18 protein-coding genes are annotated in these 21,939 nt (G+C 70.6%); 12 read left to right on the top strand and 6 right to left on the bottom strand.

What is annotated here, in order from left to right; genetic code table 11:
- Window position 1 precedes the first annotated feature (1 nt).
- The 4 genes from ACIRD7_RS12465 (at window position 2) to ACIRD7_RS12450 (ending at window position 2,698) form a co-directional block, all read left to right on the top strand.
- On the top strand, window positions 2-592 hold the full coding sequence (locus ACIRD7_RS12465; protein ID WP_403452730.1) for a vitamin K epoxide reductase family protein: 591 nt from the start codon (window positions 2-4) through the stop codon (window positions 590-592).
- Between the two features lie 108 nt (window positions 593-700).
- Entirely contained in the window at window positions 701-1,204 is a 504-nt protein-coding gene (locus ACIRD7_RS12460) for a tyrosinase family oxidase copper chaperone (RefSeq protein ID WP_403452729.1), read from the top strand.
- A complete protein-coding gene (locus ACIRD7_RS12455; protein ID WP_403452727.1) occupies window positions 1,188-2,048 on the top strand; it encodes a tyrosinase family protein in 861 nt (286 codons plus the stop codon). Before ACIRD7_RS12460 ends, ACIRD7_RS12455 begins: the two co-directional genes overlap by 17 nt.
- Window positions 2,049-2,113: 65 nt before the next feature.
- Window positions 2,114-2,698, top strand: a complete 585-nt coding sequence (locus ACIRD7_RS12450; RefSeq protein WP_403452725.1) for a DUF2087 domain-containing protein — start codon at window positions 2,114-2,116, stop codon at window positions 2,696-2,698.
- Window positions 2,699-2,708: 10 nt separating this feature from the next.
- Here ACIRD7_RS12450 and ACIRD7_RS12445 read toward each other — a convergent pair whose 3' ends face one another.
- Window positions 2,709-3,668: a D-2-hydroxyacid dehydrogenase family protein gene (locus tag ACIRD7_RS12445; protein WP_403452723.1), complete on the bottom strand. Its 960-nt coding sequence runs from the start codon at window positions 3,666-3,668 to the stop codon at window positions 2,709-2,711.
- Between the two features lie 64 nt (window positions 3,669-3,732).
- Window positions 3,733-4,413 carry a ScbR family autoregulator-binding transcription factor gene (locus ACIRD7_RS12440; RefSeq protein WP_403452721.1) on the bottom strand — a complete coding sequence of 227 codons (681 nt, stop codon included), beginning with the start codon at window positions 4,411-4,413 and terminating at the stop codon, window positions 3,733-3,735.
- 131 nt (window positions 4,414-4,544) lie between these two features.
- Between ACIRD7_RS12440 and ACIRD7_RS12435 the strand changes: the two genes are divergently transcribed.
- The 3 genes from ACIRD7_RS12435 to ACIRD7_RS12425 are packed head-to-tail and all read left to right on the top strand — an operon-like array spanning window position 4,545 to window position 7,396.
- Window positions 4,545-5,576: a ScbA/BarX family gamma-butyrolactone biosynthesis protein gene (locus tag ACIRD7_RS12435; protein WP_403452719.1), complete on the top strand. Its 1,032-nt coding sequence runs from the start codon at window positions 4,545-4,547 to the stop codon at window positions 5,574-5,576.
- Window positions 5,577-5,616: 40 nt separating this feature from the next.
- On the top strand, window positions 5,617-6,555 hold the full coding sequence (locus ACIRD7_RS12430) for an NAD-dependent epimerase/dehydratase family protein (protein ID WP_403452717.1): 939 nt from the start codon (window positions 5,617-5,619) through the stop codon (window positions 6,553-6,555).
- A 52-nt stretch (window positions 6,556-6,607) separates the two neighbouring features.
- Window positions 6,608-7,396: an SDR family oxidoreductase gene (locus ACIRD7_RS12425; RefSeq protein ID WP_403452716.1), complete on the top strand. Its 789-nt coding sequence runs from the start codon at window positions 6,608-6,610 to the stop codon at window positions 7,394-7,396.
- 151 nt (window positions 7,397-7,547) lie between these two features.
- On the opposite strand, the gene ACIRD7_RS12420 is transcribed toward ACIRD7_RS12425, so the two are convergent.
- A complete protein-coding gene (locus tag ACIRD7_RS12420; RefSeq protein WP_403452714.1) occupies window positions 7,548-9,965 on the bottom strand; it encodes an ABC transporter permease in 2,418 nt (805 codons plus the stop codon).
- Window positions 9,965-10,732, bottom strand: coding sequence for an ABC transporter ATP-binding protein (locus tag ACIRD7_RS12415; RefSeq protein ID WP_403452712.1), 768 nt, complete (start codon window positions 10,730-10,732; stop codon window positions 9,965-9,967). Before ACIRD7_RS12415 ends, ACIRD7_RS12420 begins: the two co-directional genes overlap by 1 nt.
- A gap of 147 nt (window positions 10,733-10,879) precedes the next feature.
- On the opposite strand from ACIRD7_RS12415, the gene ACIRD7_RS12410 reads away from it, so the two are divergent.
- The 3 genes from ACIRD7_RS12410 (at window position 10,880) to ACIRD7_RS12400 (ending at window position 13,732) form a co-directional block, all read left to right on the top strand.
- The gene (locus tag ACIRD7_RS12410; RefSeq protein ID WP_403452710.1) at window positions 10,880-12,100 is read left to right on the top strand and encodes a sensor histidine kinase; all 1,221 of its coding nucleotides are present in this window, start codon (window positions 10,880-10,882) and stop codon (window positions 12,098-12,100) included.
- Window positions 12,085-12,732, top strand: a complete 648-nt coding sequence (locus ACIRD7_RS12405) for a response regulator (RefSeq protein ID WP_403452709.1) — start codon at window positions 12,085-12,087, stop codon at window positions 12,730-12,732. Before ACIRD7_RS12410 ends, ACIRD7_RS12405 begins: the two co-directional genes overlap by 16 nt.
- 421 nt (window positions 12,733-13,153) lie before the next feature.
- Window positions 13,154-13,732, top strand: coding sequence for an NUDIX domain-containing protein (locus ACIRD7_RS12400; RefSeq protein ID WP_403453074.1), 579 nt, complete (start codon window positions 13,154-13,156; stop codon window positions 13,730-13,732).
- Window positions 13,733-14,242: 510 nt separating this feature from the next.
- Here the strand turns inward: ACIRD7_RS12400 and ACIRD7_RS12395 are convergent.
- Together ACIRD7_RS12395 and ACIRD7_RS12390 are read right to left on the bottom strand one after the other, a co-directional pair.
- Window positions 14,243-16,153: a TerD family protein gene (locus ACIRD7_RS12395; protein ID WP_403452708.1), complete on the bottom strand. Its 1,911-nt coding sequence runs from the start codon at window positions 16,151-16,153 to the stop codon at window positions 14,243-14,245.
- 136 nt (window positions 16,154-16,289) lie between these two features.
- Window positions 16,290-17,396: a hypothetical protein gene (locus ACIRD7_RS12390; protein WP_403453073.1), complete on the bottom strand. Its 1,107-nt coding sequence runs from the start codon at window positions 17,394-17,396 to the stop codon at window positions 16,290-16,292.
- A gap of 722 nt (window positions 17,397-18,118) precedes the next feature.
- Here ACIRD7_RS12390 and ACIRD7_RS12385 point away from each other — a divergent pair.
- Both ACIRD7_RS12385 and ACIRD7_RS12380 read left to right on the top strand, forming a co-directional pair.
- On the top strand, window positions 18,119-18,490 hold the full coding sequence (locus ACIRD7_RS12385) for a hypothetical protein (protein ID WP_403452706.1): 372 nt from the start codon (window positions 18,119-18,121) through the stop codon (window positions 18,488-18,490).
- A gap of 160 nt (window positions 18,491-18,650) precedes the next feature.
- Window positions 18,651-21,731 carry an NACHT domain-containing protein gene (locus ACIRD7_RS12380; protein ID WP_403452704.1) on the top strand — a complete coding sequence of 1,027 codons (3,081 nt, stop codon included), beginning with the start codon at window positions 18,651-18,653 and terminating at the stop codon, window positions 21,729-21,731.
- The last annotated feature ends 208 nt before the right edge of the window (window positions 21,732-21,939 follow it).

Here is a 21,939-nt window from a genome sequence, read left to right as displayed (position 1 = left end):
GGTGGTTCCGACCTCACGTACGGGCAGCAGCCGGGCGTTCGCCCTGCTGCTGGTGTTCTGCGGGGCGGCCGGGCTGCTGGCCTCCTGGGTCATCACCCTCGACAAGTTCAAGCTGCTGGAGGACCCGGACTTCACCCCGGGGTGCAGCCTCAACCCCGTCGTGTCCTGCGGCAGTGTGATGGAGAGCGAGCAGGCCGAGGCCTTCGGGTTCCCCAACCCGATGCTCGGCCTGGCGGCCTACGCCGTCGTCATCTGCGTCGGCGTGACCCTGCTGGCCGGTGCGGCCTTCCCGCGCTGGTACTGGCTGACCTTCGAGGCCGGCTGCCTGTTCGGGGTCGGGTTCGTCTCCTGGCTCCAGTTCGAGTCGCTCTACCGGATCAACGCCCTGTGCCTGTGGTGCTGTCTGGCCTGGCTCGGGACGATCCCGCTGTTCTGGTACGTGACGTCCCTGTGCGTACGGGCCCGGTTCCTGCCCGCGCCGAGCCCGGTGCGGGCCTTCTTCGCAGAGTTCACCTGGGTGCTCCCCGTGCTGCACATCGGGGTCGTCGGCATGCTGATCCTGACCCGTTGGTGGGATTTTTGGACAAGCTGACCATTGCTGCACCCGGGGCGACACGGCCCGCCGCGACGCCCAGGTGGTGACCGTGGGGCGCCGTGAACTGTTACTCGTACGAACACCGAACCGTACGAGGAGTGAGCCATGGCCGTCAGCGCGCGCGGTGTGTCGGCGGATGCCGAGCGGGGGGCGTCCGCCCCCGTGAGCGGGGAGCGGCGAGGGCGGACCAGGCGGGAGACGGCACGGCTGCTGCTCGCCTCGGCCGCCGTGGCCGTCGCGCCCGTCATCAGCGCCTCGGTGCCCTCACGGTCCGCCGACGGACGCGACGGCGCCGACACCGACCAGGCCTTCGACGAGACCTACCAGGGCCGCCGTATCCAGGGCACCCCTGTGTCGCAGGGCGGGCTCACCGCCCTCGACGTCGCCTGGCACGTCACCGTGGACGGCCGGCCGCTGCACCTGATGCGCCGGGCCGACGGCACCTGGCTGAGCATGGTCGACCACTACGGCTGGTACCGGACCCCGCTGGAGGCGACCCGCGCGGCCGTCGACGAGCTCGGCCCCGGCGGACGACTGCGCGACCTGGCTCCCGGTCCCTTCGGCGGCGGGCACCCGCACAGGGAGGCGGAGCATGGTGTACGTGCGTAAGAACGTGACAAAGCTGACGCGCACCGAGCGGCGGCGGTTCGTCGAGGCGTTGCTGGAGGTCAAACGGCGCGGAGAGTACGACGAGTTCGTACGGCTGCACATCACGCACTTCGTCGGGGACGGCGACCGGGGTCTGCGGGCCGCGCACATGACGCCCTCCTTCCTGCCCTGGCACCGCCGGTTCGTGCTCGACCTGGAGACCGCGCTGCGCCGGGTCGACTCCTCGGTGACGGTGCCGTACTGGGACTGGACCCAGGACCGCAGGGCCACCGCGCTGCCCTGGACCGACGACCTGCTCGGCGGCAACGGGCGGCCCTCCGACCGGCAGGTGATGACGGGGCCGTTCGCCTACCGGACGGGCAACTGGACCATCAGGGCCGGTGTCACCCAGGGCGCCTTCCTCACCCGGGACCTGGGCCGCGCGCGCAGTCCGATCGACCTGCCCACCAAGGCCGAGCTGCAGCAGGCGCTGGACGACCCCGTGTACGACGTCGCCCCGTGGAACTCCACGGTCCGCAAGGGCTTCCGGAACAAGATGGAGGGCTGGGGCAGCGGCAGGAGCTCCTGGCGCAACCACAACCGGGTGCACCGCTGGGTCGGTGGCGCCATGCTCGGCGGCGCGTCCGTCAACGACCCCGTCTTCTGGCTGCACCACGCCTTCGTGGACCTGCAGTGGCAGCGCTGGCAGCAGCGCCACCGCGCGCACCGCTATCTGCCGGACCGGCCGCCGGGCCGGGGCAGCGGCCAATACCGCCGGATCGTCGCCCGGCACGAGCGGCTGCCGCCGTGGAACGTGACGCCGGATCAGCTGGAGGACGTCTCCGCGATCTACCGGTACGCCTGAGGCCGGAGGAAATGGCGCGAAAAAATCGCTCAGCCCCGCTCCCGCTCGTCCACTAGCCTCCGGGCATGGCAACCGATCCCACGGAGCAACTGGTCCGACTGTTCGCCGAGGAGAGCCGCGTGCGCGCCTTCGCCGCCGTGGCGCTGGGCGCGGCCGACACCGAGCAGGTCGCGCGGGCGGCGGGGCTGTCCACCCGGGAGACGACCGCGGCGCTGCGGCGGCTGCGTGCGCAGGGCGTGCTGAGCACCGGGGACGACGGAGCGCTGGGCATCGCCTACGACCGGTTCAGGGAGTACACGCGCGAGGCCGCGACCCGGGAGAGCGACGCGCGCCGGGCCGAGGCCCCGGCCACCGGGGACGCGGCCACCGACATCGTGCTGCGGACCTTCGTCCGGGACGGGCGGCTGGTGCGGCTGCCCGCGCAGTGGACCCGTAAGAAGCTGGTGCTGCGGTACATCGCCGACCGGACCTTCGAGCCCGGCGTCGAGTACCCGGAGCGCACGGTCGACGAGAAGCTGCGGGGCTGGTGCGAGGGCAGCGACGACATCGACCATGTCTCCCTCCGGCGCTACCTGGTTGACCTGCACCATCTGCACCGGAGCGAGGGCGTCTACCGGCGGCCGGCGCGCTCCGAGGCGGACGTCGCCTGACCGCCGCCCCTCAGGGCAGCCGCCGTACCGGCGCACCCGCCAGATAGGCCTGGATGTCCTCCACCGCCTGGCCGTAGTACGTCGCGTAGTTGGCCCGCGAGACATAGCCCAGGTGCGGCGTGGCCAGCAGGCGGGGTGCCGTGCGCATCGGGTGGCCGGCGGGGAGGGGCTCGGTGTCGAAGACGTCGACGCCCGCGCCCGCGATACGGCCCTCGTGCAGGGCGGCGAGCAGGGCGTCCTGGTCGACGATGGCCGCGCGTGAGGTGTTGACGAGATACGCCGTCGGCTTGAGCAGGGCGAGTTCGCGGGAGCCGATGAGACCCCGGGTGCGCTCGCTCAGGGCGAGGTGCACCGAGACGAAGTCGCTGCCGGCGAGCAACTCCTCCTTGGACGCGGACAGATGGACGCCCACCTCGTCGGCGTACTCCTTGGTGAGGTTCTGGCTCCACGCGGTCACGTGCATGCCGAAGGCGAGGCCGACGTGCGCGACCCGGCTGCCGATCTTGCCCAGGCCCAGCAGGCCGAGGGTGCGGCCGTGCAGGTCGGCGCCGACCGTGCTCTGCCAGGGGCCGCCGGAGCGCAGCGCGTCGTTCTCCTGGACGAGGCCGCGGGCGAGGCCCAGCAGCAGCGCCCAGGTGAGTTCGACGGGCGGGGTGGAGGAGCTGGCCGTGCCGCAGACGGTGACGCCGTGCGCCTCGGCGGCGGCGTAGTCGATGACCGTGTTGCGCATGCCGGAGGCGACCAGCAGCCGCAGCCGGGGGAGCCGGGCGATCAGGGAGGCGGGGAAGGGCACCCGTTCCCGCAGGGTCACCACGATGTCGAAGTCGGCGAGGGCCGCCGCCAGCGAATCCTCGTCCGGGAAGTGAGTGGTGAAGGGGACGACCTCCACGTCGTCCGCGAGCGGCGACCAGTCGGCGGAGTCGGCCGCCGCGTTCTGGAAGTCGTCGAGCACAGCACAGCGCAGCCGCACGGTGGTTCCTTTCTGTGGCCGTGGGTGAACCAGACCGATCGGTTGGGTTGTCGCCCGTTATCCGCTAACCCCGTGGCGCGGGGACGGCGGGCTCGGGGGAGCGGTCGGACTCGGCCCGGTACTCCTCGAAGACCCGCTCGCCCCGGTCCGGCGACAGGTCGAGGGCGGCCAGCAGCGCCGGCGTGGAGATGCTCGGCAGGACGTGGCGGAGCAGCACGGAGACCCGGCGGCCGAGGTCGGCGCGGTTGCAGTTGGCCTGGCTCATCGCCTGGACGCCGGCGAAGGCGCCGTTGAGGAACTCCGCCGTCTCGGCCACGTCCACGTGCGGCAGGAGCTCGCCCTGCGCGCGGGCCTCGGTGAGGATCCGCTCCATGTGCTCGGTCCAGGCGCGGAAGGCGGCGTCGCGGTCCAGGTCATGGGCGCCCTGGTCGAGCGCGAGGGCGACAGCGGCCTGCACCAGCGGATCGTGCTGCAGCCGGTAGGCCATGACCATGCCGTGGTCGACGAGCTTCTGCAGCTTGCTGGATCTCTCGGGGAGCCGGTCGACGGGCCGTTGGGCCTCCAGCACCCCGAGCGCGACCTCCTCCTTGGAGGAGAAGTGGAAGTACAGGGCGCCCCTGGTGACCCCGGCGCGGTTGAGGATCTCCTCCACGGTGGTGGAGGCGTAGCCGCGCTCGCCGAACACCCTCGCGGCCGCCTCGAGGATGGTTCGGCGGGTTCTGATCGCGCGGTCCTGCTGGGCCATGGGACGCCTCCAACGTGCGCACGCGGCACGTTACTTCACGTATTGACACGTATTGAAAAGAAAACCGGATCACACGTAGGTTACGGGGCGGGCGGGAGCACCTCGCTCTGGCCGATGACTCGGGGGGAGCCATGGACAGGGCGCGATCCCTTGACCCGACCGCACAGGGCGAGCAAAGCACACATCCGGCCGGGCCCGCCCCGGCAACGGCCCTGTGGCACACGGAGATCAGCGGCGAGCAGGTGCACCGGCCGGATCCGCGGGACGCCTTCCCCGTCGCCTGGCGCCGCCTGGACGACACACGGTTCCAGCTCAGGGCCCGCTGGCCGCGCCGGCACCGGTTCTTCACCGAGGTGGCCGGGCGCTTCCGGGATCCCATGCTGATACCGGAGACCCTGCGGCAGGGCGCCCTGCTCCTGGCGCACGCCGCCTTCTCGGTGCCGCTCGGCGAGCGGTTCGTGATGCGGCGCATCCGCTACTCGGCGGCGCCGGCCGGGCTGTTGCTCGACCGGTCGCCCGAGGCCCTCGTCGCCGACCTCACCTGCGGCGGCGTACGACGCCGGGGCCGCCGCCTGGCCGGGATGCGCTGCGCGATGGTGCTGCGCCGGCGCGACCGGGTCGTCGCCACCGCCGACGGGCTGCTCGACTGCGTCTCGGACCGCGCCTACAGCCGGCTGCGCGGCGAGCGGCTGACCGCGGCCGGCCGTCCCGTGCCGCTGCCGCCCGGACTGCCGCCCGGGGCGGTCGGCAGAAAGGACGCCGCCGCCGTCGTCCTCGCACCCTCGCCGCGGCCGGGTGCCTGGCAGCTCAGGGTCAACACCGCGCATCCCACCCTGTTCCGCAGACCGGACGACCATGTGCCGGGCTTCGTGCTGCTGGAGGCGGCCCGGCAGGCCGCCACGGCGTACTCGCTCTTTCCCGGCCTGGTGGTGGTCACCGGCATGGACATGGCGTTCAGCCGGTACGCCGAACTGGACAGCCCCTGCTGGATCGAGGCCGACACGCTGCGGCCGGGCGACCCCGACCCGACCGGGGTCCGGGTGCGCGCCCTCCAGGACGGCGCCGAGGTCTTCCGCTGTACGGTGACGACCGCCGCGCCGGAGCCCGCCGTACCGCCCCTCGACACCCACGGCCCCCATGACGGGCCCGTCGGCGACCGCTGACCCGGCGCGCGGATCGCCGGCCGACAGGGAGGACCCCACTGTGTCATCAAGCATCCTCGTCACCGGGGGCAGCGGCTTCGTCGGCGGCCATGTCGTGGCCGCCCTGCGGGAGTCGGACGGGCCGACGCCGCCTGCGGTACGGCTCCTGCTGCGCGACCCCGCGAGCGCGCCACCGGGAGCCCCGGCCGGGGACGTCGTGCGAGGCGACCTCGCCGACCCGGAGTCGCTGCGCGGGGTCTGCGACGGTGTGGACGTCGTGCTGCACTGCGCCTCCCACATCGGCGCCGACGAGCGGCTCACCGAGACCGTCAACCACCACGGCACCCGCGCCCTCGTCGAGGAGGCGACCCGATCCGGCGTGACCCGCGTCGTCTATGTGAGCACGGCCGCGGTGTACGGCCGGGGGCCCTTCACCGGCGCGCTGCCGGGGGAGTTGCCGCTCGCCCCGGCCTCGGCGACCAGCCGTGCCCGTGCCGCCGCCGAACGGCATGTGCTGGACGCGGGCGGGGTCGTCCTGCGCCCGCACCTCGTGCTCGGGACCGGCGACCGCTGGGTGGTGCCCGGACTGAACGCCCTCATGGGAGCGCTGTCGGCCCGGCTGAAGGGGTGTACGGCCCGGCACTCCGTGGTCGACGTGCGGGCGCTGGCCCGCGCGGTGGTCGCCACCGGGCTGTCGGAACGGGAACCCACGGGCGTGCGGCACGTCAACCACCCGCAACCGGTGGACTGTTCGGAACTGCTCGACACGATCGCCGACCGGCTCGGGACACGGCTGCCGGGTCCGCCCGTGGACATCGTCGAGGCGCGGGCACGGCTCGCCGGGCAGCCGCGCGCACTGCACCACCTCGGCATGCTGGCCGTGGACCACTGGTTCGCGGACGACGGGTTCTGGGCCGGTGCCGGTGTCGACCCCGGAGCGGGGTTCGCGCGCAGTCTGGCCGAACACGAGGAGTGGTACCGGAAGTTCGTGGACCACTGAAGCGCCGCCGCCCCTTACCCTCCTCACGCCTTCTACGACACTCAGGGACCCCGTGGACACCAACCGCGCACTGACGGACAAGATCGCACTGGTCACGGGGGCCGGCCGGGGGATCGGCAGAGGCATCGCCGAGCGGCTCGCCCGGGACGGGGCCCTGGTCGGCGTCCACTACGGAAAGAGTGAGGCCGCCGCCCTGGAGGTGGTCGCGGAGATACGCGAGAACGGCGGCCGGGCCTTCCCGGTCGGGGCGGAGCTCGGGGTGCCCGGCGACGCCGACGCCGTGTTCGCGGCCTTCGACGCCGGGGTGCGGGAGCAGACGCAGGGGGCCGCCGGCGCCGCGGCCCCGCTCGACATCCTCGTGAACAACGCCGGAGTGAGCGGTTCGGGCTCGCTCGGGCAGACGGATCCCGAGGTCTTCGACCGCATGATCGCCGTCAACGCCAAGGCACCGCTCTTCCTGGTCCAGGGCGCGCTGCCGCGGATGCGCGACGGCGGACGCGTCATCAACATCTCCTCGCTCGCCTCACGGCACTCCTTCCCCGAGTCCGTCGCGTACGCCATGTCCAAGGGGGCGCTGGACACGCTGACCCTGTGTCTGGCGAAGGAACTCGGCGGGCGGGGCATCACCGTCAACACCGTCGGGCCGGGGTTCGTCGAGACCGACATGAACGCGCGCCGCAGGGCGACCCCCGAGGCTCGGGCCGCCCTGGCCGCGGCGTCCGTCTTCGACCGGATCGGAAAGCCCTCCGACGTGGCGGACGTGGTGGCCTTCCTCGCCTCCGACGACTCCCGCTGGCTGACGGGTCAGTATCTCGAGGTCAGCGGGGGATCCGGCCTGTGAGGGTGCGGCCGGCAAGAACGGTCACTGTCAGCGCCTCCCATCGCGCTTGCGCCGCTCAGCACAACCAGGGGGCTATCCGTGCTCTGTACGCGCACACACGAAAGCGGCTCGGGGAGACCCCCGGAGCCGCTGTGCGGTGAGGTTGTGCCGGTTACGCCGCCTGCCTGCGCAGCGTCTTCGCGGTGACCGCGAGTCCGGCGAGGACGGCCGCCACGAGGGTGCCGATGACGGCGACGGTGAGGGTGCCGGTGCTCAGGTGCAGGCTCACGTCGGACGAGGTGGCCTGGGAGAGACCGGAGGCCATGCCCGCCAGCGGGGGCAGCGTCACCAGGATGCCGAGAGCGGCGCCGATGACGATGACCAGGGACGTCTCGCCGACCGAGATCAGCAGCAGCTGGCGGACGGTGCCGCCGGCGGACTTCATGACCCCGAAGTCGCGGCGCCGGCCGTGGGCGGCCATGGCCATGCTGTTGGCGACCGCGATCACGCTGTAGCCGACGGCGATGACGATCAGCATCATGGCGAGGCTGTCCGTGAGCTTGGCGTCGGTCTTGTAGTCGGCCAGCGCGTACTCGGCGGCGTCGTGCAGGGCGGTGCCGGGCACGGCGGCCGAGGCATTGGCGTCGCCGGGGACGAAGATGTCGTCGGTGAGCGCGGCCGGGTCGTGTGCGCGGACCAGGTCGCGGGCGACCACGAAGGACCCGCGGGCCGGGTCGTCGGGCAGGACCGCGCCGACCCGCAAGGTGACGGCGGTGCCGTCGGCGAACCGGACCGGAACCTCCTGGCCCTTCGTCAGGCCCAGCTGCTGGGCGGTGCTCTCACCGAGGACGGCCTCGCCCGGCTTGCTGCAGCGCGCGTCCCGGCTGCCCAGGATGTCCAGGACGGTGGCGTCGGCCGTGTTCTCGGCCTGCTCCGCGTTCTTGCCGGCCTCGCCGTCCTTCAGCACGAAGGCGCGGGTCGGCAGGGCGGCCTTGCCCACCGGGTTGGCGGCGACGACCTCGTCGGTGTTCCCGGGCGTGCCGTCCGGGGTGACGATCGTCCGGCCCGAGACCTTCAGGGCCTCGCCCGCCGGGTACGCCACCCGCATGGTCTCCACCATGCCGCTGAGCAGTACCGCGAAGCCGACGGCGGCGATCACGGGCGCCACCAGGGGGGCGGCGCGGCGCGGGTTGGCGACCAGTTCCGCCCGGACGAGGACCGGGCCCGCGGAGCCGCTTCGCTGGAACGGGGCGGTCAAGAACCGGCCGACGGCGCCGATGAACACGGGGGTCAGCAGAGCGGCCGCGACGATCAGCGTCATGGTGGCGAAGATCGCCATGTTGACGCGGTTGTCGGCGCTGGAGGTGGCGGTGCCGATGGCGAGGAGCACACCGGCGCCGAGGACGGTGAGACCGGCGATCCAACGGCCGCGTCCCATCCCCTTGTTGGCGGAGCGGCTGTCCAGGAGAGCCTCGATGGGCGCGACCTGGGCGGCCTTGCGGCCGGCGGTCCAGGCGCCGATCACACTGACCCCGACACCGATCACGCAGGCCGTGAGCAGCGGCCAGGCGGCGACGGTGACCTCCATGCCGGGCGGGGCCACCTCCAGTCCGTCGAGGATGGAGTGCAGCAGCGGGGCGGCGGCCACGCCGGCCACGCAGCCGGCGATCGAGCCGAGCAGGCCGACCACCGCGGCCTCGCCGATGATCATGCGCTTGACCTGGTGGGGGGCGGCGCCGATGGTGCGCAGCAGACCGATCTCGCGGCGCCGCATCCCGGTCGCCAGGACCAGCATGGAGGCGACCACGTACACCGTGGTGAACAGGCCGAGGATGGCCATGGCGCTGATGAGCTGCACGCCCAGGAACCGCTTGTGCTCGATGTACTGCGGCTGCAGCTCGGAGCGGCCGTCGCCGGAGACCACGGCGCCCTTCTCGCCGATCACCTTCTTCGCGGCGGTGACGAGCGCGCCGGTGTCGGCCCCTTTGTCGGGGATCAGGGCGATCGCCGCGACACCGGGCTGCTGGCGCGCCGCGAACTCCTCGCTGAAGTAGTAGCCGGGGCCGTCCACGGTGCCGACGACCGTGAACCGCTTGCGTCCCTTGGTGATGTTGACCGTCAGGTCGCTGCCCACGGCCGCGCCCAGGGCGCGGTCCACCACGACCTCGTCCGCGGCGCTCGGGGCCCGGCCGGAGACCAGCTTGTAGGGCGCCATCGCCGCGCTGCCCCAGCCGTGCCCGGACTCCAGGGCGCCCTCGTCGGTGACGGGCTCGCCGTCCTTGATCGCCTGGGCGTAGAAGGAGCGGTCCACCACGGCGTCGGCCACGCCCGGCACCTTGTCGAGTCCGGCCACCAGCGGCTCGGCCTCGGCCTTGCTCCACGGCATGCGGTCCTCGGGGCCGCCGTCGGCGTCGACGGCCTGCTGGGGCAGCGCCAGGGCGGCGGTGCCGGTGTAGCGGGGCTGGACCTTGGGCCGGGCGGAGTCGTAGATGACCAGGGTGGTCGTGATCAGGGCGACGCCGACCAGGACGGCGAGGAAGGCTCCGAGGAAGCCGGACCAGCGTTCGCGTACGTTCGCGAGGATCAGCATCACGCCTCCAGCCGGGCCATGTGGGTAGCGATCGCGGCGGCGTTGTCGCTGCCGGAGTGACGGTCGAGCGTGATGCGGTCGGCGATGCCGCCGTCCTTGAGGAACACCACGACGTCGGCCATGGAGGCCGCCACCGGGTCGTGGGTGACCATCAGGGTGGTCTGGCCCTCCCGGTCGACCAGCATCCGCAACATCCGGAGCACCTCCTGGGAGGTGACGGTGTCCAGGGCGCCGGTGGGCTCGTCGGCGAAGAGGACGTCGGGGCGGGTGACCAGGGCCCGGGCGAGGGCGACGCGCTGCTGCTGGCCGCCGGAGAGCTCACTGGGGCGGTGCCCGGCCCGATCGGCCAGACCCACCGCGGCGAGCGCGTTCGCGACCTGGTCGCGGCTGACCTTGCGGCCGGCGAACCGGGACGGCAGCTCGACGTTCTGCGCCGCCGTCAGGGACTCCACCAGGTTGAAGGCCTGGAAGACGAAACCGACGTGGTCCCGGCGGAGCTGGGTGCGCTCCTCCTCGCTCTCCCGGCCGATGTCCACGCCGGCGAGGACGATCCGACCGTCCGTCGGCTGCTCCAGCCCCGCCGCGCACTGCAGCAGGGTCGACTTCCCGGATCCGGAGGGGCCCATGATGGCGGTGAAGGTGCCGCGGGGAAAGCCGAGGGAGACGCCGTCCAGCGCGGTCACCTGGCGTCCGCCGGTGCCGTGGACCTTGCGCACGCCCTGGAGTTCGACCGCGTCCTGCACGGGGGTTCGCCTCGTTGTCGTCATGCGTCGACTCCACCGCACGGGGGGTGCGCGGGGCACTGATCCACCCTCTACTCCCGAGGTAGAGCCAGCTCTACCTTTGCCGCCGGGAGGCGGTCGCCCCGCGGGGATGCGTCCCCAAATCCCTTTGCCCGTGGTTACGTTGATCGCATGCAACCCACAACAGCCTGGCAGGCCATGGCTCAGCGCCCCCTGAGCTTTCTGACCTCGAGCTGGCCCTGGCGGTCGCTGGCCTATCTGAGCGGGGGCGTCGTGGTCGGCGCCGCCGCCGTACTGGTCTTCGCGCTGGGCCTGGCCGCGGGGCTCGCCCTGCTGGTCGTGCTGATCGGCGTCGCACCTCTGGTCGGCATGGTGCTGGTGTCCACGCAGGTGGCCCGGGTGGAGCGCCGCCGGCTGCGGCTGGTGGACCTGGACCACCTGCCCGACCCGCACCGGGCCCCGGAGGGCCGGGGCGTCCGCGCCTGGACGGCCGCCCGGCTCAAGGAGCAGGTGACCTGGCGGGAGCTGATGTTCACGCTGCTGTCGGCGGCGGCGCTGTGGTGGATGGACCTGATGGTCCTCGCTTTCTCCTTCGGCATCCCCGCCACCACCATCGCCACGACCGACGGCGACACCTGGCCGTGGACGGTGTTCGGGGCGATCGTGCTGCTCGCCTCGCCGTACACGGTGACCTCGTGGGCGGGCGCGCGGGCCGCCATGGCCCGCACCTTCCTCGCCCCGCGCGACAAGGAGCTGGGGGAGGAACTGCGCGAGGTGCGCGCCTCCCAGTCGCGGCTGCTCGACGCCTTCGACGCCGAACGGGTGCGCATCGAACGGGACCTGCACGACGGGGCGCAGCAGCGGCTCGTCTCGCTCGGGATGACGCTCGGACTGATGCGCCTGGAGGTCCCGGAGGACTCACCGCAGGCCGAGCTGCTCACCCAGGCCGAGACCCAACTGTCCACCGTCCACCAGGAACTGAGGGCCCTGATCCGGGGTCTCAACCCGCCGGTCCTCGCCGACCACGGTCTGGTCGCGGCGATCGAGGACTACGCCGGCCGGTTCCCGATCCCGGTGACGGTGGACCTGCAGCTGCCCGAGCGGCTGCCCAGGAAGCTCGAGACGACGATGTACTACCTGATCAACGAGGCCATGACGAACATCGCCAAGCACAGCGGGGCCACCAGTGCCCGGATACACGGGCGTCACCATTGCGATCTGTTGATCCTCGACATCACGGACGACGGTCACGGTGGGGTCGACCCCGAGGCGGGCAGCGGCGTGACCGGGCTCGCGGACCGGGTCACGGCGCTCGACGGCCGCATGCGGGTGTCGAGTCCCCTCGGTGGTCCCACCCTTCTGCAGGTGGAGGTTCCGTGTCGCTTCGCCTGATCGTGGCCGAGGACGCCGTTTTGTTGCGCGAGGGCCTGGTCGGGCTGCTGCAACGGGTCGGCCACGAGGTCGTGGCGGCCGTCGGGGACGCCGACGCGCTGCTGGCGGCCGTGCGCGCCGACCGGCCGGACCTGATCGTCACCGACGTACGGATGCCGCCGTCGCTCAGCGACGACGGGCTGCGCTCGGCGGTGACCCTTCGCGAGGAGCTCCCCGGCCTGCCCGTGCTCGTCCTCAGCCAGTACGTCGAGCGCTCCTACGCGCTGCGCCTGCTCGACTCGGGCGGCGGGGCCGGGGTGGGCTATCTGCTCAAGGAACGGGTGAGCGCGGTCGTGGACTTCGTGTCCGCGATCGAGCGGGTGGCCGCCGGCGGCACCGTGGTGGACCCGGAGGTGATCACCCAGCTGGTGCGGCTGCGCCAGGACCCGCTGGAGCGGCTGAGCGCACGGGAGCGCGAGGTGCTCGCGCTGATCGCGGAGGGCCGCACCAACGCCGGCCTCGCCAAGCATCTGTTCATCACCGAGGCGGCCGTGAACAAGCACATCGGCAACATCTTCAACAAGCTGGACCTCCCGGTGGACACCGAGGGCCACCGCCGGGTCCTCGCGGTCCTCGCCTTCCTGCGGGCATGACGGGGCGGCTCCCTCCGCCCCGGGAACAGGGGAGGAGGGAGCCACGGTCCGCCGCGCAGGACGGGTCCGCCGGACATGGCGACCAGGATGCGGCGGGTGCCCTCGAAGGGGCGGCGGCCGTCCCCGCTGAGCACGCTGTCGATCACCAGCACGTCGCCGAACCGCCAGTCCACGTCCACGGCCGGCTCGAGGTCCCGGTCGCGGATCTGGGTGATGTACTCGTCCGGAATCGGCGAGCCGTCGGCGAGCGAACGTGACGTACTGCGGGAACTCCTCGGGCGCGAGGATGTCGTACAGCTCCTTGGAGGTCTCGTCGCCGAGGCCGGCCGGGTGCCACTGGTCGGCCTGGTTGCACCAGACCTCGGCCCGGGACTCCACTCCGAAATCCACGAGGCTGCCGATCTCGCCGACGCCCAAAGCAATGGCCTGCCGCTGTCATTTCGGTCGGGTGTCAGTGGTTTCCGGGACCGTGTGCGTCGTGGATGAACTCGTGGAACGTGTCGATGCTCAGGACCGAGTGCTAGGAGTGGTCAGCCGGAGGGAGGCCGTCCGGGAGGGCTGGCTGCACCGGGTCGGTGTGGTGGTGTGCCGTGATGGGCAAGGTCGCTTTCTCGTCCACCGCCGTGCCGAGCGGCTGTCCCGTTTCCCAGGGCACTACGAACTCGGTGTCGGGGGCGCTGCGGGAGTCGGCGAGTCCTATGAGCAGGCGGCTGCCCGCGAGCTCAGCGAGGAGCTGGGGGCGCTGGCGACCGTGTGCCTTCGGTTCAAGTTCCTCAACCGGGGTGGGCTCAGCCCTCACTGGCTGGGGGTGTGCGATGCCGTGCTTCCGGAGATCGGCGCCCGCGACCCGGGAGAAGTGGCCTGGCACGGGTGGCTGACCGAGTCCGAGCTGCGGCGGGCTTTGCAGCAGTGGACCTTCACTCCTGATAGTCAGGAGATTTTCGATCGGTACTTTGCTTGTCGTGCTGACCCGGCGTCTTCGCAGAGACGGTCTTCATGAGCTGAGTCATGGGAACGAACCTGCTGGCCGTTCCGAGCTTTCGGGGGGTTGGGCCGGCGGTGTGGGTGTCCGCGAGGCGTTCGGCAAGGGCGGAGACCGCTTCGCGGTCCCCTTCGAGTGCTTCGCGCTCGCAGCCCGCCAGGGTGAAGCTCGCGACCCCGCGAGCACCGCGCAAGGCGGTCCTGCCGGAGCACGAATACGAGTCACCTGTGGGCAAGCGCGTCTACGACCTGCGCCACACCTGCCTGACCACCCGGCTCACCCACGGCATCCCACGCGCCCAGGTCCCCGAGTGGGCCGGCACTGCGTCCCGTCCTGCTCGCTACCTACGCCCGCTGCAACACGGGCCAGCTCGCCGAACTCCAGCAGCGCATCGAAGGCCCCAGAGACTGCCCGCCAGGCCGGCCGCACGGAGCATGCCGGTGTCCAAGCCCGGATCCACGCCCGCACCGCGTCGCCGGGCCTGACCGGACGCAGGGACGCGCAGATCTCCGCTTCCGGCGCCGGCGTTCAGTCGGCGATGTCGACGCCGTATCCGCGTGCGAGGGCGTCGAGGCCGTGGTCGTATCCCTGGCCGACGGCGCGTAGCCGCCACACCGGGCCCCTGCGGTAGATCTCCGCGAGCAGCATGGTGCGTTCGGTTGTGGCGGCATCCAGGGTTGCCCGGGCGAGCGGTGCGCCGCTGCTGCCGGGAGCCGCACCGATCTGGATCGCACCGACCGTCCCGAAGGTGGCTGCGCCGTCGATGGCCGCGGCGACGACGACCTTGCGCGTCGCGGACGGCAGGGAGGCCAGGTTGAGGGCGATGGTTTGTTCGGCCGGCCCGCCGGTGAGCAGTCGCACTGTTCCGGCGGGGCTCTCGGGAGCGCCGTAGAAGATGAAATCCTCGTCGAAGGTGACCTGTTCGTCCTCGTCGAGGAGGAAGGCGACGACGTCGACCTCGTAGCCGGACTGCGGGGCCCAGCCAGCGGTGACGTACCACTCCGGCGCGGGTCTGCCGTGCGGCATGGGCAGGTCGACGACACCCCCTCTCGGCATCACATACGGCTCCTGAGGCCGGAACGCCACCGCGGCCGGGGCGGTGGCGGTCGGAGCGGTGAGCCAGTGGAGGTCGTGCACGGGGAGTTCGAGGGCGGTGATGCGGCTCATGCGCCGGTCGCCCTGCCCTCCCTCCAGGAGTATGACGTCGGTGACGCTGGCGGACAGGTTGATCGCCGCGGACCCGCCGAGCTCGACGATGCGGGTACGTGCTGCCGCGGCATCGGCATGGACGCCACCGAGCACCAGCACGCGACGCCCGGCCAGAGGCTTGTCCGACGTGCGGACGGAGGGCACCGGTTGGCGCGGAGCGGGTACCCCTGTACCGGGTGCGGCCGTGGGGAGGGCTGCGGCTTCCGGGACGGGGGCGGCAGAGGGCGTGGTGGGTGCCAACTCCACGGGCCTGGCGACGGGTTCTGCTTCCGGCTGAGCCGCGGGGACGACAGCGACGGCCGTCGTCTCATGCGCTGTCCCCGGCCGTACGTCGGCCAACAGCCGCAGGAAATCGTGTTCGTCGATGACCGGCACGCCTTCGGCGAGTGCGCGTCGGGCCTTCGCCGAACCGGACGCCGGTTCATTGGTGACGAGCACGCTGGTGTGCCGGCTTACGGAAGTCATCATGTTCAGCCCGGCGGCAACCGCCCGTCCCACCAACTCCGCCCGGGCATGGGCGGTCTCACCGGTGATCGCGACCTTCATGCCCTGCTGGAGAGGCCCGCCGGGAGCCAGCCGTCCCGGATTACGGTAGGCGCAAGGAGTCTTCGGCGGTTTCGGCGTGAACTGCGATTCCGCCCGGGGCGGGCAGGCCACGAGCGGCAAGGGCAGATCGAGCCGCGCCGCCTCGCGCAGCGACGCCCGCAGGATCCCGGCCAGCACACGGGTGTCGTCCAGCGCATCGTGCGCACGCTGCTGGGGGACGCCGTAATGGGCGGCGAGGGTGCCGAGCTTCATGTCGCCCGTCGGCGGATCCACCTGACGGTTCAGAGCCAGGGTGCACAGCCGCTGCGACACCGGCAGCCACATCCGCGCACGGGCGAACTCGTAGGCCAGGAAGTCGTAGTCGAACTGGGCGTTGTGGGCGACCAGGACCCGGTCCTGAAGCATCGCCCCGATCCGCCCGGCGACCTGGTCGAAGGTCGGCGCCCCCTGAAGTCGCTCGACGGTCAGCCCGTGCACCTCCACCGGTCCCGGATCACAGCCCGGATCGAGCAGCGTCGAGAACTCCCCGGTCTGCTCGCCGTCCGGACCGATCGTGATCACCGCGACGGACAGCACGCGATCTCGCCGGGCTATGAGGCCCGATGTCTCCACGTCGACCAGGGCCCAGTCGTAGGCGTAGTCACCCAACGCGGGCACATCGAAGGAGGCGGAGACGAGACTCATGACGGCAAGGATGATCGGATATCAAGCGCCCCTTCAACCCGTATGCCGATTTGCCATCGTTTGGAAGGTTGCAAGGAGGCGGTCCTACGACGTCGACCGCTGAACCGGAGGGTGGCGCTGTTCGATTGCCATACGGCTAGAAGATGTCGGCCGCCGTACCCTGCGTGAGGTTCTCGAGGATCGTGCGTATCCACGGGCTGCGAACGGCTGGTAGCCGGACCAAGGTGTGCTCGAACCTGCCCCGGTCGGCCCGGAACAGGTGGTTGGGGCGCGGCGGGAGCGGGTCGTCGCGGAGCACGTCTTCGGGTACGCCGCCCGACGCGGGAACAGACAAGTACGGCTCGGGGGAGACCAGCCACAGCCACACCCCCAGCGGCAGGGGCACCGGATATGCCGATGCGGCCGGGCCGGCGGGGGTCCAGGTCTGACCCGTCTGGGGATGGACCGGTACGAGGAGGATGTCGACGCCCGCACTGGCGGAGGGTTCTCCCGGCCCGGCCAGGACGGCGTGCCGCGTTGGCGGGCCTGCGGGCAGCAAGACGTCGAGCGCGCGTTGGAACACGTCCGCGGTCAGACCGCCCGGGACCTTCACCGGCTGCCCTTCGGAGGCCACCAACAGGTGGGCGAGCGCCTGGCCGGCTGCCGCCTCCCATTGAGGACTCCACGACCAGTAGTGGCGAGACCCAGACCGGCCTCCCCATGTGCCAATCGGCTCGAACGGGGGTGTGCTCTCCGCCCTCTCCACCAATTCCGTCCAGGAGAACAGCGCGGTGTGGACACCGTCGACGAGGACGCGGCGCACGGCGTCTGAGCTGAGCCGCACCGCCTGCCACAGCGAGCAGTCGTCGACCCTTGTTGCCACGGGCAGGTCGCACACCTCGCAGGCCATGTTGGGCCCCTCGGCCCCATCGAGGCCACAGCAGGCACCGCCACGTTTCTCGGGAATCAACCGGGTCCCGCGGATATCACCGGGAGCGATGACGATCGCCCCGGGCGTGCTGTCGGACAGGGCGTAGACCGGCGCGTAGATGCCGCGTGCCTCCGCCTCGCCCGGATCGATCTCGTCCCACATCCGCCACGGCCCGCCCCATGGGTCCGGGTCCACGGCAAAGGTCCCTGACTCCATGAGCACCGGTAGTTGGACCCCATTCCCGTACTTCTGACGGGCATGGGGCGGAAGGGAGACCTGGGACAAGGTGACTGTCAGCTCGGCACCGCAGCGCGCACAAATGAAAACGAACAAAGGCGCCCTCCGTGCGGGAAACAGCTGCATCGTCGCAGCTCGGAGGCGGCCCGCCAAAGTGTTTTCATCCGTCGTGGCAATGGCACCTGCCACCGTCAGGGAGCGTCAACGCAGCGTGGGCGAGCGCCAGCCGCCGTCCATGACGGCGGCGGCCGTCTGCGCGGCCGAGGGCAATGCTTGTGGCCGACCGCAGACCGTGGCGTGGGTGAGCGGTTCGACGGTCAGAGACCGCGCCGAAACTTCGGGAGGTTTTCGGGAAGAACCGTCGCCGAGGGCCGGACGAAAACGTCTCCGGCCGGACACCCACCGACTTTGCCAGGGGGCAACCGCACCCGAGAAGCCGCCCGGCCGTGCCTGATGAAACCGCATCTGACCAGCAAAAACGCTCTCCCAAGGGGAGGGCGGAGAGAGGGGCGCCCCCGGCAGGACTCGAACCTGCGGCCAAGCGCTTAGAAGAGAGCTTTGCACTCTCGCATCATGGCTCGCCTGACCTGGGCGTTCTTTGGCGTCACCCTGTCCGGGCGTCCTACCTCACCGCACATTCACCGGAATCGAAGATTCCGCCCCCGCTCTCCGACCTTCACATGCGCCCCTGGTCTGCTCCCGACCAGGGGCAGAGACCTTGGCACTGCGGAGCGTTTCTATTGCGAGTTGACCCACGTGCCCACAGCCCATCGCGCCTAACTCATGGCGCCGGCCCCCGTGGAACGAGAAGATGAGCCATGGAGACAGTCGTCAAGGCCATTGTCGGGTTGAAGGCTGTCGGCCTGGTGCTCTTCGCCGTTGTGCTGGTCACCAGCGTTGTCTACACCGTCGTTGTCGGTCCCGAGGATCCTGAGTCGACCCACGGTTCCACGGCGGTTTGCAAGGATGGCACGGTCCTTGAACCACCCTGGAATGTCTGTGGCGAAGTACATGGCTACCTCGATCACTGGACGACTGCGCCCACGCTGCCCTCGGCAGCCCCTGTCATTCCCGCTGAGTCACTAGCAGCCGCTCCGCTCGATACCGATGAGGACGACTGGCTCACGGCTTTTCCCGACGGTTGCTCGGCTGGGACACCGCTTGCCTCCCCCTGGGATCCTTGCCGCTAGAACTTCCACCAGGCCGTCAGCGTCCCTGCTCGCCGATGTGTTCATGCGCAAGGCGGACCTAAGAAGCTGTGTCTGAGCCCAGCATGACAAATCGCTGGGGTCTAGTTGTCCTATCCGCCGGTTAGGCTCCATCCGTTCGCATGCATCACGGGGGGTGGCGATGGAGCCCGCGGTACTCGGCGGCAAACTGGCGTCCAGCGTTGTCGGCTCACTGGTTAAGAAGCTGTTCGTGGCAGATGGGCCGGGCGCGGGCCTGGTCGACAAGCCCGTACGGCTGAAGGACCTGGTGTCGTTCCGGGGCGAGAAACGCACGCTGGACGAGAAGGACGTGCACAAACTCGCAGAACACCTGGTCCGACAAGCGGTCGACTCGCCCGGCGAACCGCCCTTCCGGGCCACGGAACAGGCCGCCGTCGCCCATGCCCTCGCCCGCATACTGCTCGCCCTTGGCGATCTGGACATGGACGACGTCCAGGCCGTACGGCTTGGCCACCGTGAGCTGGCCAAGCAGTTGCACGATCAGTCACCCGCACCGGACGGACTCTCAAGCGACGCCTGCTTCTTCCTTGGCTCTGCGACCGAGTGGGCGTGCCTGCAGATCCTGGAGTTCTTCACGCGCCGCTCCACATTCGTGGCGCGCACCCTGGTGGAACAGACCCGAACGCAGGCTGAGCTCATCGCCAAGGTGGATGAGTTGCTGGCTCGCACTCCTCGCCCGGGCTACCGGGACACCGCTTTCGAACGCGGCTATCTCGAGTACGTCGCCAAGAAGCACGGCAAGCTCACGATCTACGGCATCGATCTCAGTAACTCTCCTGGCCGCTGGCCGCTGGACGCCGCTTACCTCAGCCTGGACGTGATCGGACACGGCGACGAACCGAACTTCGGACCGGCGTCTGCCGCCCCCGTCTCCCCGCCCGCCGACCAGGCACTGTCCGACCACGACCGCGTGCTCCTGCGCGGGGGTGCGGGCTCGGGCAAGACGACGCTGATCCAGTGGCTCGCGGTGTCGGCGGCGACCGGCCCCACCGACCGCATGGCCTACCTCACTGGCCGGATCCCGTTCGTCCTTCCCCTGCGCACCCTCACCCGGCACGGCGAGCGTCTCCCGGCCCCCGCGCGCTTCCTCTCCGCCGTCGGCTGTCCGCTGGCTGGCACACAGCCGGAGGGCTGGGAGAACCGCGTTCTGGCCACCGGCCGCGGACTCGTCCTGGTGGACGGTCTCGACGAGGTCCCGGAGTCCGAGCGCGACCGTGCCCGCACCTGGCTGAGTGACCTCGTGGAGGCGTTCCCCGGCAATCGCTGGCTCGTCACCTCGCGCCCCGCGGCCGTCCGAGAGGACTGGCTCGCCGCCGACGGCTTCACCGAGCTCAGTCTCTCCGCGATGAGCACTGCGGACGTGGCCTCATTCATCAGACGCTGGCACCGGGCGGCCGCCATCGGGGCCCCCGACGAGGACGCGTTGCTGACCTCCTATGAGATTCAACTCCTCGACGCCGTCCGCACCAAGCCCGACCTGGGCCGTCTCGCTACCAACCCCCTGTTGTGCGGGCTGATCTGCGCCCTGCACCGCGACCGGCGCGGGTACCTCCCGTACGGCCGCAAGGAGTTGTACGACTCCGCCCTTTCCATGCTCCTCGTCCGGCGCGACCGCGAGCGCGACATGACAGGCCCGGAACTGAGCGAGGAGCCCCAACTGCAGCTCCTCCAGCGGCTTGCCCACTGGCTCATCCGCAACGGTCATACGGAAATGGACCGCACCCGGGCGGAGAGCGTCATCGCGGAGATCCTCCCGGCGGTCCCGGCGGCGCAGGTACTCGGGGACGCCCACGCTGTACTGCGTCACTTTCTGATCCGCACCGGCCTACTGCTCTCGCCCGCCCCTGACACGATCCACTTCGTGCACCGCACGTTCCAGGACTACCTGGGTGCACGGGCGGCCGTGGAAGCCGGCGACTTCGGCCTGCTGATGGAGCATGCCGCCGACGACCAGTGGGCGGACGTGATCCGCATGGCGGTGGCACAGGCAAGGCCGCATGAGCGGGCCGACCTGCTGGAACTGTTGACGGCATCCTCGGACAAGCGCGTCCACCTGCTGGCGGTGGCCTGCCTGGAGCACGCCACGGAACTGGACCCGGCGGTACGACGACGGGTCGAAGAGCAAGCGGCAGCGCTGCTGCCTCCCCAGACAGTGGAGGAGGCCCGGGAGCTGGCTGAAGTCGGACCATTGGTGCTGGAGTTGTTGCCGGGGCCAGAGGGATTGTCCGATTCGCAGGCTGACTTAGTGACGCAAACGGCCGGGCTGGTGGGGACGGACGCAGCGGTGCCGCTGCTGGCCCGATATCGCCAGCACCAGGATGTGTGGGTACGAGTCAGTCTGGCGCGGGCATGGGAGCGCTTCGACGTGGTGACGTACGCCGACGAGGTGCTGGCCCATGTCGACTCCCACGACTTCTACATCACCGTCACTTCGCCCGAGGCACTGCACGCCCTGCCTCGCATCGGCCCTCGGATGCGCCTCGGTATCGACGGCCCCCATCACATCGCGGACATCATGAGCGCGCTGCCCAGCGGCGTAGAGAAGATCGGCCTGTCGACCAACCCCGTGGTGCGCGACCTGCGCCCGCTAACGGCCCTGGGCTCGCTCAACCGCGTGGGCGTGATGGGCTGCCCGGAAGTACGCGACCTGACTCCTCTTGCCGAACTCGGCTTGGAGGAGGTGTATCTACACGACCTCACCGACTTGTCGGGACTCGACCGGCTAGACACACTGCAGTCGCTCACGGTCACAAAGACCTTCGTGCCGGGAGGGCTGGCTGCCTTTCCCCAGGGCGCTCCATTGACGATGCTGGGCCTGGGCGGGCAAGCATTCATGGACACCGGTCTGCGCGGTCTGAGTCGGTGGACGGCGCTGGATTACCTCGACCTCAGGGAAGGGACCGCCCCACTGAACCCGGAGGACTGGTCAGAGATGGCACGGCTCCCTTCACTCACCCGTCTGGCAATCGACGTGGGCTTCGTGTCCTCCTCCACGGAGATACCTGAGCTGACTAACGTCGAGACTCTGTACCTGCTGAACGTCACCGGCGACGAAGAATTGTCACAGTTGTCGCGCCTGTGTCCACACCTCCGTACCGTCCGTGTGTTTCCGACTCGTCAGCCCCTCGACGTGACCTCGTATTCCGTTCTGTTCCCCGATGCCGACGTTTCCGTGCCCCAGGGCCGTACCTTCCTCTTCTGAACCCACTGAAGCAGACTCTTACCTTCCGTCGGGCCAGGACACCCGGGTCAGCGCGCGATGGGTAGCAGGTGGGCGGCTCGAGGGATCCGGCAGGATGCTCTCAACGCGGTCGTTGATGCCGTAGACGATGTTGGGCCTGCGGCGTCGTAGTAGCCGTGTCGATCTGGCCGCGATCATTGATCCCGAACCCCTGAGTGAACATCGATCC

This window comes from Streptomyces sp. NPDC093568 (assembly GCF_044764945.1).
GTDB lineage: Bacteria > Actinomycetota > Actinomycetes > Streptomycetales > Streptomycetaceae > Streptomyces.
Note: the sequence above shows the minus strand (reverse complement) of the source record. Positions and strands in the feature narration are given on the sequence as shown.